This is a genomic window from Lysobacter sp. SCRH-1R, from assembly GCF_057747855.1.
Genome location: NZ_CM173227.1, coordinates 3,511,997 through 3,528,093 on the forward strand (window position 1 = coordinate 3,511,997; position 16,097 = coordinate 3,528,093).

9 protein-coding genes and 1 riboswitch are annotated in these 16,097 nt (G+C 68.7%); of the genes, 3 read left to right on the plus strand and 6 right to left on the minus strand.

The window, feature by feature from the left end:
• Positions 1–27: 27 nt before the first annotated feature.
• From AC3ANK_RS16080 to thiC, 6 genes are all read right to left on the minus strand, one after another.
• Complete coding sequence (locus tag AC3ANK_RS16080; RefSeq protein WP_206862157.1) at positions 28–1,017, minus strand: aspartyl/asparaginyl beta-hydroxylase domain-containing protein; 990 nt, start codon at positions 1,015–1,017, stop codon at positions 28–30.
• A gap of 147 nt (positions 1,018–1,164) precedes the next feature.
• Positions 1,165–3,969 carry a TonB-dependent receptor plug domain-containing protein gene (locus tag AC3ANK_RS16085; RefSeq protein WP_242525318.1) on the minus strand — a complete coding sequence of 935 codons (2,805 nt, stop codon included), beginning with the start codon at positions 3,967–3,969 and terminating at the stop codon, positions 1,165–1,167.
• 287 nt (positions 3,970–4,256) lie between these two features.
• Entirely contained in the window at positions 4,257–5,180 is a 924-nt protein-coding gene (locus tag AC3ANK_RS16090) for a helix-turn-helix domain-containing protein (protein WP_206862159.1), read from the minus strand.
• A gap of 144 nt (positions 5,181–5,324) precedes the next feature.
• Entirely contained in the window at positions 5,325–7,673 is a 2,349-nt protein-coding gene (locus AC3ANK_RS16095; protein WP_484171528.1) for a winged helix-turn-helix domain-containing protein, read from the minus strand.
• Between the two features lie 343 nt (positions 7,674–8,016).
• Entirely contained in the window at positions 8,017–8,700 is a 684-nt protein-coding gene (locus AC3ANK_RS16100) for an ion channel (RefSeq protein WP_484171529.1), read from the minus strand.
• 114 nt (positions 8,701–8,814) lie between these two features.
• The gene (gene thiC, locus AC3ANK_RS16105) at positions 8,815–10,692 is read right to left on the minus strand and encodes a phosphomethylpyrimidine synthase ThiC (protein ID WP_206862162.1); all 1,878 of its coding nucleotides are present in this window, start codon (positions 10,690–10,692) and stop codon (positions 8,815–8,817) included.
• A gap of 67 nt (positions 10,693–10,759) precedes the next feature.
• Positions 10,760–10,857, minus strand: a riboswitch (TPP riboswitch).
• 373 nt (positions 10,858–11,230) lie between these two features.
• Here thiC and thrA point away from each other — a divergent pair.
• From thrA to thrC, 3 genes are read left to right on the plus strand one after another with little or no spacing between them, the layout of a single operon-like run.
• Positions 11,231–13,771, plus strand: a complete 2,541-nt coding sequence (gene thrA, locus AC3ANK_RS16110; protein WP_206862163.1) for a bifunctional aspartate kinase/homoserine dehydrogenase I — start codon at positions 11,231–11,233, stop codon at positions 13,769–13,771.
• The gene (locus tag AC3ANK_RS16115; RefSeq protein ID WP_206862164.1) at positions 13,768–14,757 is read left to right on the plus strand and encodes a homoserine kinase; all 990 of its coding nucleotides are present in this window, start codon (positions 13,768–13,770) and stop codon (positions 14,755–14,757) included. The genes thrA and AC3ANK_RS16115 overlap by 4 nt, the downstream gene beginning before the upstream one ends.
• On the plus strand, positions 14,754–16,040 hold the full coding sequence (gene thrC / locus AC3ANK_RS16120) for a threonine synthase (RefSeq protein WP_206862165.1): 1,287 nt from the start codon (positions 14,754–14,756) through the stop codon (positions 16,038–16,040). Before AC3ANK_RS16115 ends, thrC begins: the two co-directional genes overlap by 4 nt.
• The last annotated feature ends 57 nt before the right edge of the window (positions 16,041–16,097 follow it).

Sequence of the window (16,097 nt, forward strand, 5' to 3'; positions counted from 1 at the left end):
AAGGCCGCCTCCGGGCGGCCTTTTTCGTCAGGCGTTGTCGCCCACTTCGCGCTGCCGCGCGGCCGTCGCCGGCATCGGCGCACCCTCGCCCGCGACGGCGAACTTGCACACGATGGTCATCAGCGCGTTGAACCAGCGCAGTTCGTTCTTCAGCACCATCGGCTGGCTCGGGCCGCGGATGTCCTCGATGAAGCGCTGCAGGGTCGCGGCGTAACGCGCGCGCCCTTCCTCGCGGTCGCCGAACTCGAACCACAGGCCCTGCCATTGCCGCGAGAAACGCATCGCGATCTGCCGCACCTGCGGCAGGTTCGGATGCGGCACCGCGTCGGCGAGCAGCAGGCCGAGGTGATCGTTGAGTTCCCACGGGCTCATCACCGTGGGCACGTTGACGCGTTCGCAGGCGAACGGCGCGACGTCGCCCGCCTTCGGCGCGATGTGCACGGTCTGCCATCCGGCGCGCGGCGCGTCGTGCGGGCGCCCGCGGTTGACCATCTCCCAGAAGCGCCCGCCGCCGACGGTGTCCACGACCAGGTGCACGCGCGATTCCACCGCGTCGTTGAGCACGCGGTGCTGGCGCCAGGTGTCGAAGATCCAGCATTCGCCAGCAGCCATGTTGATCACGGCCCTGTCGCATTCGAACTGCACGGTCGGCTGCGTGACGACCGGAATGTGCACGCGCACGCGCTCGGCCCAGTAATAGCCCTGGTCGGCGTGGCGGGTGACTTCGGCATGGCCCGACAGGCGCATCAGCCGGCTGCGCCCCACGGTCGCGCCGAGGCTGGCGAGCACCTGCGTCAGGTACGGGCAGCGCAGCAGTTCCGGTGTGGGCCGCATCGGGCCGGCGAAGGCCCCGTTGTCCGGATCGCCATGGGCGGCCACCAGCGGCAGCATCGAATTGCCCGCGAATCCCTGCGGATGCGGCTTCCAGGGCCCGTCGCCGAGCGCGGCGATCTCCGCCTCCAGGGCGGCGGCGTCGAACGTCAGGGGCAGCTGGATGAACGGGACCTGCAGTTTCATCGGGACTCGGCTCGGAGGAATCCCGCCATCGTACCGGCGAAGCCGCTTCGCGCCAGATCCGGCACAGCGCGCGCCACCGGGCGCCGGAAAGAACTACGGCCCCTTTCGGGGCCGTAGCGGTGGTGCGTTGTTGCGTACAGCGGTCGATCAGAAGCGCTGACGGTACTGGATGTAGTAGTAAGCACCCGGCAGGTCGTACTGCGGATCGAACTGGTTGTACGGAGCGCGCAGCGACAGCGGCGGTTCCTTGTCGAACACGTTGTTGGCACCGACCGAGACGGTCGCGTTCCACGGCGTGTTGTAGCGCACCTGCACGTCGTGATAGGTCACGGCGCCCAGGTAGTTGCGCGGAGCCGGACCATCGGCCGTCACGCGACCCGGATCCGAGCAGTAAGCCTCGGCGTCAGCGCTGCCACCCGCGTACGGGCAGCTCTCGTCCAGGCCGGACTTGTAGCGCATGCCCCAGGTCGCGCCCCAGTCACCCAGCGTCCAGTCCAGGTACATGTTGGACTTGATGCGCCAGTACGGATCCTGCGGCAGGTACAGGCCCTGGCGCTGCTCCTCGATGGAGTCCGCCGTGGCCTTGGTCGCCCAGTTCGAGGTGTAGGTGCTGTCCCAGGTGATCGCGAACTTACCGAAGGACGTTTCCGGGAACTTGTAGTTCACGGTCATGTCCCAGCCCTCGACGGTGTACTCGGCCAGGTTCAGCAGAGGCATCTCGAGCTGCGTGATGATGTAGTTGTCGCCCGGGTAGTTCGGATCGCGCGAGAACAGGCCGCAGTAGATCGCCTGCTCGCCCGGCGTACCGGCGTAGCACTTGTCCAGGATGAACTGCGCTTCCGGACGGCTGATGGCGTTCTCGATCTCGATCTTCCACCAGTCCAGCGAGATGTCGAAGCCTTCCAGCCAGCTCGGGTTGTAGACGAAGCCCAGCGTGCGGGTCGTCGACGTTTCCGGCTGCAGCTGCTCGTTCGACGACCAGGTGAACGGCTCGAGCGTCTGGCGCGACGAACCATCGCCCGGCTGCTCGAAGTCCGTCGGAACACCCTGCGCGTCGCACAGCGCCGCGACCTGACCGGTGCGCAGACCCGAGTGCGTGGAGCACGGGTCGATGTAGCTCTCGAACGAGTCGGAGTCACCGGCGTACAGGTTGTTGATCGTCGGAGCGCGGAAGCCCTCGGACCAGTTACCACGGACCATCAGGTCGTCGATCGGCTTCCAGCGGAAACCGAACTTGCTGTTCAGCGTGTTACCGAAGTTGCTGAAGTCCGAGTAACGGGTGGCCAGCGAGAAGTCGAGCAGCTTGGCGCCCGGCAGGTCGGCCAGCACCGGAACCGCCAGCTCGAGGTAGTACTCATCGAGCTTGTAGGAACCGGAGGTCGGCTTGGAGCCGTTGCCGGTGCTCAGGCCCGCCGCGATGAACGCGTCGGGATCGTACTGGCCGCTCTCGGTGCGGTGCTCATAACCTGCCGCGAAGGCGAGCGCGCCAGCCGGCAGGTCGACGATGTCGCCGCTGATGTTGGCGTAGTAGCTCTTCGAGGTGACGCGGCTGGAGTCGTGCGCGGTGAAGGCGGTGTAGTCGATGGCCTCCGGCGAGATCGCACCGTTCGGGCCCAGGGCGTTGACCGGCACGCAACCGGCGATCACGTCGCCCGGCGTGCCGCACTTGACGACGCCGTCGGTGTCGAGGAACGACGGGCCGTAGGCGCTTTCAAGGTTGGCCAGGTTGAACAGACCGTAGGTCAGGTCGTTCTCGTCGGTGCGGTCGTAGCGGTAACCGGTATCCCAGTCGAAGGTACGGTCGCCGATCTCGAAGTAGCCTTCGAAGCCGCCGTAGAAGTGCCAGTTCTTGACGTTCTGGTTGAACGAACGGCCACCCGACTCCTGGAAGCGGCGGTTGACGCCGATCAGGTCACGCGCCGTGCCGCCCAGGACGTTGCCGTACAGGCCGTCCGGGTTGGTCGGGTTGTAGTAGCTGTCGGCGCTCAGGGTCAGGCCGGTGACCGGCATCGCCGCGAGCAGCTGCTCCGAGATGCGCTCGTTGTAGAGCATCTCGGTCTTGAAGCGGAAGTTGTCGGTGATGTCGTAGTTCGCCTGGGCGAACAGCGAGGTGCGCTCCTGCGGGGTCAGCAGGTAGTTGTCCGGCGCGGTGTTGTAGCCGTGCACCGACGAGACGTACTCGACCGGCTGGCCGTTGCCGTCCAGGATGTAACGCGTGTCGCTGGTGGGATCGACGAACGAACCCGGGAAGCCCGTGCCCGACTGGCCGCCGAAGAACGGAGGACCACCGGCCGAGATCGAACGGTCGCCGGCCATCACGGCATCTTCCTTCACGTACGACGCGCCGATCATCACGTTGCCGCGATCGTTGCCGGTGCCGATGGTGAAGTCGTAGGCCTCGCGCGTGCCGTCGCCCTGCGAGTACTGGCCGATGTAGGCGCCGGCTTCGGCACCTTCGAAGTTGCTACGGGTGATGATGTTGACCACGCCCGCGATCGCGTCCGAACCGTAGATGGTCGAGGCGCCGTCCTTCAGGACTTCCACGCGCTCGATCATCGCCGCCGGGATGGTGTTCAGGTCGACGCTGCCGCCCAGGCCCTGGGTCCAGCGACGGCCGTTGACCAGCACCAGGGTGCGGCCTTCGCCGAGGTTGCGCAGGCTGATGCCGGCCGAGCCGTCACCGCCGTTGTTGAACGTGGTGTTCAGCGCGGCGCCGTTGGTGGAGATGCGCTGCAGCACATCGGCCACCGAGGTCACGCCCTGCTTCTGGATCTCGGCGCGGCTCAGCGTGAAGATCGGCTGCGAAGTCTCGACGTCGGCGCGCTTGATGCGCGAGCCGGTCACTTCGATGCGATCGAGGGTGGTCGCCTGCTGCTCGCCACCTTCCTGCGCGACGGCAAACGCCGGCGCCAGTGCGATCGCGATACCGGCCGGCAGCATGCCGACGCGCATCGCGGTGCGCATATTGCGATGGTTCATCTATCTCTCTCCAGATATCTGTTATGGGCGTGTTAAAACGCCGATCAAACTTAAGTTCTGGGGAGCGCAATAGCTTTGCAGGGGGTGCTGAGAGACTTTGCCGACTCTGCCCGCGACGAACGCGACCTTCACATCCGTTGTGTTCGCGAACGCACGTTCGGAGTGCGCTGCGCGTCAAGTCGCGACGACGTTCTCAGATTTCCCGCCAACGCGAACGGCCGGCATCGCGCCGGCCGTTCCTTGTCGAACGATGGAGCCGCTCAGCCGCTGGTCGCCAGCGACTTGCGTTCCAGCGACTTGCGCGTGGCGGACTGGGTCTTGCCCGCCTCCTCGCGCGCGGCGGCGGCGCGGTAACGTGTGGCCGACACGCCGAACCGCGCGCGGAACGCACGCGCGAAGCTGCAGCAGTTGTCGAAGCCGCTGGCGGCGGCGACCTCGCCGATCATCATCGACGTGCTGGTGAGCAGGTCCGCCGCGTGCTCCAGGCGCATGCGCGCCGAGGCGGCCTGCGGGCTCTCCTCATAAAGACTGTGGAAGGTCTTGGAGAAGTACCAGCTGGAGAAGCTGGTCAGCTCGGCCAGTTCGCTGATGCGGACCACGCGGTCGCAGTTGCCTTCCAGGTACAGGCGGGCGCGCTGGAGGCGGCCGAACACCTGGCGCTTGCGGCTGCGCGAGCGGCCCGGGCAACGCGGGATGCGCGCGGCCAGGTCGCGCTGGACGCCCGCCAGGTGCAGCAGGATCGGGCGCAGCAGCGCGGCATCGAACGCCGCGCCCGGGTTTTCCGAAAGACGGGCGGCCGCCTCGCGCCACAGGCGCAGGCCGATGCGGGCGTCGTGTCGGGTCATCTGGCCACGGCCGGCATACAGGCCGCGATCGGCGAAGCGGGTCATCTCCCGCAGCGCGTCGCCCGACAGGGTCAGGCCGATGCAGACGCCGAAGCGGTCGGCCTGCACGGTCGGCTTGGAATCCTTCTCGAAGGCGATCCAGTCGCCGCTGCGCAGCCGGAACTTGCCTTCCTTCGCCTCGACCCACGAGCTGCCATGCAGCTGCAGCCAGAACGAGAAGCCCCCCGAGACCTGGGCGCTGCCCAGCCGCGAGACGCCGATGCAACCGCCCTGAACCGCGCCCTCAGGCGTGTCGAGCTGCAGAAGCTGCCCGCGGTCCGCCCATTGCACTTGCTCCATTGGTCCACCTCATGTGCCGAGAATGGTCAATGGATTTGCCGTACACACCGCCTTCACATCAGGAAAGTTGGTGGAGAGTTATCCGAAATCGCAACGAATGCAAAACCGAAGGACTTCCGAAAGCACTTTCCCCAAAAGGATCAATTACTTGATCCAGCCGGGCACGACCTCGCGGTTTTCCTTCGGAAGCTCCATGTAACCGATATCAGCCCCATCCCAGTCGACCAGGGCCAGATAGGCCACCTCACCGCGCGGCCCGCCGAGGCTGAATCCGTTCACCGCCGAGCGCCGGAGCTGGTCCAGGCAGCGCGGCGGAGCGGCGTCGTCGGGGACGATCCGGCGCAGGCTGGCGGCGCAGCCCTGGAGGCGTTCGAGGTACCGGACCTCGCCCGCCGGGGTCACCGTCCACATGCGATAGCGGTCGGCCGTGGGCTCGGTGGCGCTGACCCGGCGGATCGAGGCGGCGGTGAGCTCCGGCCCCGCCTCCCACAGCCCGGCCTCGGTCAGCCGGGTGAACACGATGCGGTTGCGGGCGGCGTCCACCTCGAAATGGGAGACGCCATCGATCCGTCCCAGCGATCGCCAAGGGCGGCTCGACCGGTCGTACAGGCGCAACTGCGGGACGCCGTCCTCGCCCGCGGCCAGGACGAACAGGCGGTTCGGTTCGGCCGCGTACTGCGCCTGCAGCGGGTCGGCGTCGGGCACCGGCAATGTCGCCACCTGGCCGCTGGCCGCCATCACTTCCTGCACCACGCCACGGCCGCGCTCGTCCGTGCCGGTCGCAAGCAGGCGGCGCGAATCGGGCGACCAGGCCGGCGCGTAGCGGGTGCCCGGGCGCACGCCGCCCATCATCCGCAACGTGTCGGGCTGGCGGACGTCGCCGACCCACAGCCCGTTGCTGCCGGAGCGATCGGACACGAACGCCAGCTGCCGGCCATCCGGGGCGATCGCCGGTAGCAGGTCGCGCGAGGACGAGGCGAACAGCGGTTCGACCACGTGCACCCGGCCCGGACCCTCGCCGCTGGCGAGCTGCACGCGGTACAGGCCGAAGTATGGCCGGCGCTGCACGAACGCGATCGCCCGCCGCGACCGGGCCGCGACGGGCGCCTGGGCATCGTCGAGCCCGACCGGCCGCGCATATCCGGTGTCGGTGTCGAGCCGGAACAGTCGGTACTCGCCGTCGACCATCGCACTGAAGAGCAGCCCGCGCCCGCTCGGCGACCAGTCCCAGCCGCGCATGTCGGCACGCAGGCGGCTCAGGCGCTCGGCGTTGCCGCCCTGCGCCGGGATTCGCCAGAAATCGCCGAGCGGCGCGTTGCGCACGAACACGATCCAGCGTCCGTCCGGCGAATAGCGCGGGTCGGTGTCCAGCTGCTCGGGATCGTGCGGGTAGTCGATCGAACGCCACTGCCCGCTGTCCAGATCGAGCACGCGCAGGCCGGCACTGCCCTGCCCGTTGCTCATGCCGCCGAAGATCAGGCCGTTGCTGTCGGGCGTCCAATCGAAGCTCGGCGGATTGCGCCGATCGCACGCGCCGACTTCATGCTCGGCACGCGCGTTGGGCGTGACCAGGCGGATGCTGCAGCCGTTCGCGCTCAGCCGCATGAAGGCGACCCAGCGTCCGTCCGGCGACCACGCGGGCGCGGTATCGTCGGCACCTTCCGGCGGACGCGTGAGCTGGCGCGGCTGGGTCTGCTCGGTGGTCTGCACCATGATCGCCGTGCCGCGCTGTCCGTCGGGAATGGCGACGTACGCCACGAGTCCCGCATCGGGCGACAGCGCCGGCGAAAGTTCGAAGCCCGGCGCCGAGGTGATCAGGCGGTACGGACGCTCGCTGCGCAGTCCCTGCATTCCGGACACCGCGACCGCCGGACCCGCACCCGGCGGGGGCGCGGGCGTGCGCACCAGCGCCCAGGCCACCAGGCCCGCGACCAGCAGCGCGACGGCGAAGACCACGGCGACGATCGACGTCCACGTGCCGCGCGGCGTGGAGGTTTCGGGAAACGGCACCGGCGCCAGCGGCTCGCTCGGATCGGCGCCGGCGATCGCCGGGTACTTGGCGGTCGTGCGGGTCGGATCGGCCCAGCGTTCGTCGCTCGCGACGACTTCCGCGCTGGCGACCGGCTCGCCGGTGTACACCCACTCGATCGGCGCGAGCAGGCGGTAGCCGTTCTTCGCGATGGTCTCGATGTAGCGCGGATTGCCGCGCTCGTCGTCGAACGCCTTGCGCAGCTGCGTGATCGCCTGGGTGACCACGTCGTTGGTCGGCAGCGTGTCCGGCCAGACTTCGGTCATCAGCGCATCGCGGCTCACCACGCGGCCGGCCTGCTCCACCAGTACCAGCAGCACGCCCATCGACTTGGGCGTGATGCGCAGCGGGCGACGCTTGCCCGGCGCGCGGATCTCGCGCAGCGGCACGTCGACCACGCACTCGCCCACGCGCAGTCGTTCGGACGGCAGAGGCGAGGTGGAGGGTTCGGAGGGTCTTTGCATGAATCCGGAGATGGTGCTCGGCAAGCTGAACGGCCGTCATGTGCCGAACGTGTCGATGAGGACTAATCGGCAAACCCGGCAAAGAGGCCGGACCTGACGGGGAAAGCAAAGCTTGCCCGCTCATTCTAACGTCCGCAGGCTTACTCCCGTTTACACGGGGGTGGCTTCAGGCCCTCTCTCGCCGACGTATTACAGAACGTACCGTTCCAGCATTCGCGCCAACCGGCGCGAATCTTTTTTCGGCGGTACCCCGGACCGCATTCCAGCCGCCCCTCTGGCTGGTGCCCTTTTACACGGTTTTCGTTGCACGCGTGCTTCGCACCGCGATCGCAGGCCGTGCGTGTTACCTCGGCCCGTACCGGAGCATCGTCAGCCCCACCAGGCGGGACACGACCACGGCGATGTACGCCACGCCCGCGAACTGCTCCAGCATCACCAGCACGCGCGCCGGCGACGACAGCGGGAGGATGTCGCCCAGCCCGGTGGCCGACAGCGTGGTGAAGCTCAGGAACAGCAGTTCCAGCCACGTGCGCGGTTCACCCGGCCGCAGGGCGCCGGTGAAACTCCCCGGATACCACGCCTGGCAGACGAAATACGCATAGGCGAAGCCCCAGGCGAGCAGCGTGAACGTCGCGCCTGCGGCGAAGAGTTCGTCCGCGGTCACGCGATGGTCGCCGAGCATGTAGGCGATCAGGCTTCCCGCGGCATACAGGTACACCAGCGCTTCCAGCGCCGAGGACACCACCAGCAGCGTGTCGTGGCCCAGCAGCGATAGCACCGACAGCGCCAGCGCCGGCGCGGCCAGCAGCCATGCGACCCACACCTTCGCCGGGCTGCGGTTGACCACCCACACGGCCAGCATCAGCACCACCACGCCGAGCGCGCCGAACAGCACGCGCCCGCCGCGCATCTCGTCGAACAGCGGATACAGCACCAGGCTCAACAACTGCGCCGCGAGCAGGAACGCCGACGGATGCCGGCGCGCCTGCACGCGCCAGCGCAACAGGCCGATACGGTTTTCCGCCATGGGTCGCGATCCTTCGGGTGGGTCGCCGCAAAGCCTAGCCGAAGGCGGGGAACGAGTGAGCAGGAACGAGAAACGAGGACGCCCCCACTCGTTCCCGTTCCTCTCCGCTCGTTCCTATGCCTTCCGGTAGACCTGCGCACCCTGCGCGCGGAACTCCGCGGACTTCTCCGCCATGCCTTCGGCCAGCGCGGCCTCTTCGTCGACGCCGTGTTCCTTCGCGTAATCGCGCACGTCCTGGGTGATCTTCATCGAGCAGAAGTGCGGGCCGCACATCGAACAGAAATGCGCGACCTTGTGCGCGTCCTTCGGCAGGGTCTCGTCGTGGTACTCGCGTGCGCGCTCCGGATCGAGGCCGAGGTTGAACTGGTCCTCCCAGCGGAATTCGAAACGCGCCTTGCTCATCGCGTTGTCGCGCGCCTGCGCGCCCGGATGGCCCTTGGCCAGATCCGCCGCATGCGCCGCGATCCTGTAGGCCATCAGGCCTTCGCGCACGTCATGCTTGTTCGGCAGGCCCAGGTGTTCCTTCGGCGTGACGTAGCAGAGCATCGCCGTGCCGAACCAGCCGATCATCGCCGCACCGATGGCGCTGGTGATGTGGTCGTAACCCGGCGCGATGTCGGTGGTCAGCGGGCCGAGCGTGTAGAACGGCGCCTCGCCGCACTCGCGCAGCTGCTTGTCCATGTTTTCCTTGATCAGCTGCATCGGCACATGGCCGGGGCCTTCGATCATGGTCTGCACGTCGTGCTTCCACGCGATCTTGGTCAGTTCGCCCAGCGTTTCGAGTTCGCCGAACTGCGCCGCGTCGTTCGCGTCGGCGATCGAGCCCGGGCGCAGCCCGTCGCCCAGCGAGAAGGCCACGTCGTAGGCCTTCATGATTTCGCAGATCTCTTCGAAATGCGTGTAGAGGAAGTTTTCCTTGTGGTGCGCCAGGCACCACTTGGCGAGGATCGAACCGCCGCGCGAGACGATGCCGGTTACGCGACCTGCGGTAAGAGGAACGTAGCGCAGCAGCACGCCGGCGTGGATGGTGAAGTAATCCACGCCCTGTTCGGCCTGTTCGATCAGCGTGTCGCGGAAGATCTCCCAGTTGAGTTCTTCCGCACGACCGTCGACCTTCTCCAGCGCCTGGTAGATCGGCACCGTGCCGATCGGCACCGGCGAATTGCGGATGATCCACTCACGCGTTTCATGGATGTGCTTGCCGGTGGACAGGTCCATCACCGTGTCGGCGCCCCAGCGGATCGACCACACCAGCTTCTCCACTTCCTCGGCGATGCCCGACGACACCGCGGAATTGCCGATGTTCGCGTTGACCTTGGTGAGGAAGTTGCGGCCGATGATCATCGGCTCGCTTTCGGGATGGTTGATGTTGTTGGGGATGATCGCGCGGCCGCGCGCCACTTCATCGCGCACGAATTCCGGGGTGATGATCTTCTGGATGTTCGCGCCGAAGGTTTCGCCTGCGTGCTGGCGCAGCAGGTGCGCCTCGCGGATCTGCTCCAGACGCTGGTTCTCACGGATCGCGATGAACTCCATTTCCGGCGTGACGATGCCGCGCCGGGCGTAGTGCATCTGCGTGACGTTGGCGCCGGACAGCGCACGACGCGGCTGCGGGCGATTGCGGAAGCGCACGGCATCGAGCTTGGGATCGTGCTCGCGCTTGCGTCCGAATTCCGAGGAGAGCGCGGACAGCACTTCGGTGTCGCCGCGTTCGGCGATCCACTGCGCGCGCAGCGGAACGAGCCCGCGAGCAAGGTCGATGTGCGCGTTCGCATCGGTGTACGCACCGGACGTGTCGTACACCGCGAGCGGCGCGTTGTCCTCGCCGCCGAACATCGTCGGCGTCTTCGCCAGCGCGATCTCGCGCATCGGCACGCGGATGTCGGGGCGCGAGCCTTCGACGTGGATCTTGTGCGAGCCCGGGATCGGGCGGGTGACGTCGGCCGACAGCTGTTCGGCCTTCTGGATCAACTCGGTGGGGACTGCATTCATTGGGTTCGTCCTGTGGTGCGCTCTTGCGAGCCGGGACGAAGCGGGCAGCGACGGATTGCGAACGGTCGTCGCATCCGGCGAAGCTTCCCTACGGCGGTCTCAACCGCGTCAGGTTCGAAGGGTCTTTCTCAACCGGCGATGACGCCGGTACCCCCGCTTCGGCGTGCATTTGAACACGCGGCGACGGGCGGGTCCAACGGCCGGGCCCGCAACGGGATAGCGAACGCCGCTTTCCGCTCTGCCTCCCCGGCCGGGCCGCTCCGGCCGTTGCGTACGTAACTGTTGACAGCCCCCGAAACCGCGTGATCTTCTCGGCTCATGACGCATCGCAACACGCCGACGCCGACCCTGACGACCGCACCGACCGGTGCGGCGAGGGCGGCCTCGTTCGTTGCGATTACCACCGGTACCGGTACCACTCGCTTGCGGGTGCGGACGGGCGTGTCCAGGTGATCTGAAGACCACGCCTCCGCACCCCGCCCGGGTGCGCAGGCCTGGCACCCCGACGGTTCGCGGAGCCCCACAGGAGCCCGCCCCGATGTCGCCCGCCGATGCGTCCCACCCACCCGCTCCGCCGTGCCACGTGCATAAGTTCGGCGGCAGCAGCCTTGCCGATGCCCCGCTCTACCGCGCCGCCGCCGCGCTGGTGGACGATCCCGCCCGCACCCGCACCCGCATCGTCGTCGTGTCGGCGATGCAGGGCGTCACCGATGCGGTGATCGCGCTGCTCGACGCCGCGCGTCGCGGCGAGCCCTGGCGCCCGTCGGTGGACGCGCTGCACGAACGCCACGCGATCGCCGCCGCCGCGCTCGATCCCGACGGCCGCTTCGCGCTCGGCGACGCGCTCGCGGCCGAGTTCGAAACGCTGCGCCGCGATCTCGACGCCATCGCCGCCGGCGCACCCGATGCTCACGCGTTCGCGGCCGGCCTGCCCGGCTTCGGCGAACTGCTGTCTTCCCGCCTGATGCACGCCGCGCTCGGCGGCGAGGCCGCATCGTGGCGACGCCTCGACGCGCGCGACGTGCTCGTCGTCCATGCGGGCGAAATGGGCATGGCGGTGGACTGGCGCGAAAGCCGCGCGCGACTGGCCGACTGGCGCATGCGCAACGACGGCAACGTCGTGATCACCGGCTTCGTCGCGCGCGATGCGCAGGGCCACGCGACGACGCTTGGGCGTAACGGCAGCGACTACTCCGCCGCGATCTTCGCCAACCTGTTCGACGCCGAAGCGCTGACGATCTGGACTGACGTGGACGGCGTGCTCTCCGCCGATCCGCGCCTGGTGCCCGAAGCCGTGTGCCTGCCCTCGATGTCCTACGCCGAAGCCTGCGAGCTCGCGTACTTCGGCGCGAAGGTGCTGCATCCGCAGACGATGGCGCCGGTGCAGGAACGCGGCATCCCGCTGTGGATCCGCAACACGAAGCGGCCCGAGGCGCCCGGCACGCTGATCGCCCCCGACAGCGGTCGCGATGGCGCGCCGGTGAAGGGCCTGAGCCTGGTGCGCGATCTCGCCATCGTCGAACTCGTCGGCAACGGCATGGTCGGCGTGCCGGGCGCGGCCGAGCGCCTGTTCGGCGCGCTCCGCGGCGCGGGCGTGTCGGTGACGATGATCTCGCAGGGCTCGTCCGAACACTCGATCTGCTGCGTCCTGCGCGCCGACCAGGCCGAACGCGCGCGCGATGCCGCAGCATCCGCATTCGCCGACGCCATCGCCGACGGACAGGCGCAGGGCGTGACCCTGACTCGCGACATCGCCGTGCTCGCGGCGGTGGGCGACGGGATGGTCGGCACGCCCGGCGTCGCCGCGCGACTGCTCGGCGGCCTTGCGCAGGCGCGCGTCAATGCGCGAGCCATCGCGCAGGGTGCGGGTGAGCGCAACCTCTCCGTCGCGATCGGCGCGGCCGATGCCACGCGCGCATTGCGCGCCGCGCATGCGGCGTTCTGGTTGTCGCCGCAGTCGCTGTCGGTCGGTGTGATCGGCCCCGGCCAGGTCGGCAGCGCGCTGCTGGTGCAGATGTCGGCCGCGTTGCCTTCGTTGCGGCGGCGTTCGGGCATCGACCTGCGCCTGCGCGCCATCGCCAACAGCCGCGCGATGGTGCTGGACGAACGCGGCGTCGAACCGGCCGATGCCGCCGCGCGACTGGAAGGCGGCGCCGCGCAGCCGCTGGACCTGGAGCGCTTCGCCGACCACGTTCGCGGCGAACACCTGCCGCACGCGCTGATCGTCGACTGCAGCGCGAGCCCGCGCGTGGCCGCGCAATACCCGCGCTGGCTTGCGCGCGGCATCCACGTGGTCACGCCGAACAAGCAGGCCGGCAGCGGCGCGTGGGATCATTACGCCGCCATCCAGGACGCCAGCCGTCGCGGCGGCGGGCGCTTCCGCTACGAGGCGACCGTCGGCGCCGGCCTTCCGGTGATGCTCACGCTGCGCAACCTGCTCGACACGGGCGACGAGCTGCACGGCATCGACGGCATGCTCTCGGGCACACTGGCGTGGCTGTTCAACCGGTTCGACGGGACGGTGCCGTTCTCGCAACTCGTCCGCGAGGCGCAGGCGCTGGGCTACACCGAACCGGATCCGCGCGACGACCTGTCCGGCCTGGATGTCGCGCGAAAACTCGTGATCCTGGCGCGCGAGGCCGGTCGTGCGCTGTCGCTGGAGGATGTGGACGTGGAGAACCTGGTGCCGCCGGCACTGCGCGAAGTGGGACGCGAGGAGTTCCTCGCGCGGCTTTCGGAGATGGACGAGCCGATGCTCGCGCGCCAGCGCGAGGCCGCGCGCGAAGCACGTTTCCTGCGGCATCTGGCGCAGCTCGATCGCGATGGCCTCGCGCGCGTGGGCGTGGTCGCGCTGCCGGCCGAACACGCCTGCTGCCACACGCGCCTGACCGACAACCTGGTGCAGTTCCGCACGCGGCGCTATGCCGAGAATCCCCTCGTCGTGCAGGGCCCCGGCGCCGGCCCCGACGTCACCGCCGCCGGCGTGTTCGGCGACGTGCTGGCGATCGCGCAGTCGCTCGGCGCATCGCCGCCGTTGTCGCTGCCGCTGGCCGAAACGCGTGCGGAGGCGCACGCATGAGCGTGGAGACGGACGCACAGCAGTCACGCCCGCGCGTCGCGCGCGCCTTCGCGCCGGGAAGCGTGGGCAACATCGGCGTGGGCTTCGACCTGCTCGGCCACTCCATCGACGGCGTGCGCGACGTCGCCATCGTGCGACGCGTGGACGAACCCGCGGTGCGCATCGTCGCGATCCGCGGCGACGTGGCCGGCGCGGAAACGCTGCCGCTGCAGGCCGAACGCAACACCGCGGGACAGGCGCTGATCGCGTTGCGTTCGAAGCTCGGCCTCGCGCACGGCTTCGAACTGGAATTGGAGAAAGGGATTCCGCTCGGCTCCGGCCTCGGCGGATCGGCCGCCTCGTGCGTCGCGGCGCTGGTCGCGGCGAACGCGGTGCTCGACGCGCCGCTTCCGCGCGAGGCGCTGTACGAGTTCGCGCTCGACGGCGAATACGTCTCCAGCGGCAGTCGTCATGGCGACAACGTCGCGCCCATGCTGCTCGGAGGCGTGGTCATGGCGACGGCCACGCGTATGATTCCGCTCGACGTGCCCGCGTGGCTGCATGCGGTCGTCGTGCATCCGGACCAGGTGCTGGAAACGCGCCGCGCGCGTGCGGTGCTCGCCGAACCGTATCCGCTGCACGACATCGTCGAGCAGAGCGCGCATCTCGCGCTGTTCCTCACCGGTCTGCAACGCGGCGAGGCGGAACTGCTGCGCGAGGGCCTGCACGATCTGCTGGTCGAACCGCGCCGCGCCCCGCTGATTCCGGGCTTCAATGAAGCCAAGGCCGCGGCGCTCGACCGCGGCGCGCTCGGCGCGAGCATCTCCGGCGCGGGACCGAGCACGTTCGCGTGGTTCGCCTCGCGCGAACAGGCCATCGCCGCCGCACCGTCGATGCAGGCCGCGTTCGCCGATGCGGGCTATGCATCGCGCGCGTACGTGACGCCGGTTGCGGGGCCCAGGGCGGACGTGATCGAAGCCACTTCGCACGCGGGCACGACGGCATGAACTTCCTCAGCACCCGCGGAACGGCGCCGCTTACACCGATCGATCGCGCACTCGTCGCGGGCCTTGCGCCAGACGGCGGCCTGTACGTGCCCGAACGCATTCCCGATGGCGCCGGCATCGCGCCGGGCGAATCGCTCGCGCGAACGGCGCAGCGAATCCTGTCGCCGTACTTCGCCGATTCCCGTTTGCGCGATGAACTCGACGCGATCTGCGCGCACGCCTACGCGTTCGACGCACCGCTGCGCACGATGAAGGGCGAAAGCGATCATCTGCTCGAACTTTTCCACGGCCCCACGGCCGCGTTCAAGGATTACGCGGCACGCTTTCTCGCCGAGGCCTTGTCGCGGCTGCGGCCGGCCGATGCGCCACCGACAACGATCGTGGTTGCGACTTCCGGCGACACCGGCGCGGCCGTCGCGTCGGCGTTCCATCGGCGCGACGGCTTCAACGTTGTCATCCTCTATCCCGAAGGCCGCGTGTCGCCGCGCCAGGCGCACGGGCTGGAATGCTGGGGCGACAACGTCCGCACGTTCCGCGTGCAGGGCACGTTCGACGATTGCCAGCGACTGGCGAAGCAGGCGCTGTCGGACGAAGCACTGCGTCACGAGGTGTCGCTGAGTTCCGCCAACAGCATCAGCCTTGGCCGGCTGCTGCCGCAGATCGCCTATTACGCGCACGCCGCGTTGCATTTCCATCGCGAACACGGCCAGCCGCTCAACCTGATCGTGCCCACGGGCAACCTTGGCAACGCCTGCGCGGCGCTGCTCGCGCGGCGGATGGGACTTCCCGTCGGTGAACTCGTGCTGGCGTGCAATGCCAACGATGTGCTGCCGCGCTATTTCGCCGGCGGTGCATACGTGCCGCGCGCGACGAAGGCGACGCTCGCCAACGCGATGGACGTGGGCGCGCCGAGCAATTTCGAGCGGCTGCGCTACTGGCATGCGAGCGACGACGAACTGCGTGCCCGCGTGAACGCGCATTCCGTCGACGATGCGACGATCACCGACGTGGTCCGGCACGCGCCCGAGCGCCACGGCGTCGTCGCCGACCCGCATACCGCGGCGGGCCTGCACGTGCTCGAAGGCCTTCGCGAAACCGGCGACACGCGGCCCTGGGCGGTGGTGGCCACCGCGCATCCGGCGAAGTTCGACACCATCGTCGAGCCGCTCATCGGACATGCGGTCGAGGTTCCGGCCGCGCTCGCGCAATGCCTGTCATGGCCCGCGTCCGCACGGGCGCTGCCGGCCGACTACGCAGCCCTTCGCGACGAGCTTCGTGCGTGACGCAGTTGCATGCGTAACCATTCGGCCGTCGCCACGAGGCGCCGGCCACACTTTTTC

Coding starts and splice junctions, on each gene's coding strand:
- thrA (WP_206862163.1), top strand. CDS start 11,231: ATGTCGCCCGCCGATGCGTCCCACCCACCCGCTCCGCCGTGCCACGTG.
- AC3ANK_RS16115 (WP_206862164.1), top strand. CDS start 13,768: ATGAGCGTGGAGACGGACGCACAGCAGTCACGCCCGCGCGTCGCGCGC.
- AC3ANK_RS16095 (WP_484171528.1), bottom strand. CDS start 7,673: ATGCAAAGACCCTCCGAACCCTCCACCTCGCCTCTGCCGTCCGAACGA.
- AC3ANK_RS16090 (WP_206862159.1), bottom strand. CDS start 5,180: ATGGAGCAAGTGCAATGGGCGGACCGCGGGCAGCTTCTGCAGCTCGAC.
- thrC (WP_206862165.1), top strand. CDS start 14,754: ATGAACTTCCTCAGCACCCGCGGAACGGCGCCGCTTACACCGATCGAT.
- thiC (WP_206862162.1), bottom strand. CDS start 10,692: ATGAATGCAGTCCCCACCGAGTTGATCCAGAAGGCCGAACAGCTGTCG.
- AC3ANK_RS16085 (WP_242525318.1), bottom strand. CDS start 3,969: ATGCGCGTCGGCATGCTGCCGGCCGGTATCGCGATCGCACTGGCGCCG.
- AC3ANK_RS16100 (WP_484171529.1), bottom strand. CDS start 8,700: ATGGCGGAAAACCGTATCGGCCTGTTGCGCTGGCGCGTGCAGGCGCGC.
- AC3ANK_RS16080 (WP_206862157.1), bottom strand. CDS start 1,017: ATGAAACTGCAGGTCCCGTTCATCCAGCTGCCCCTGACGTTCGACGCC.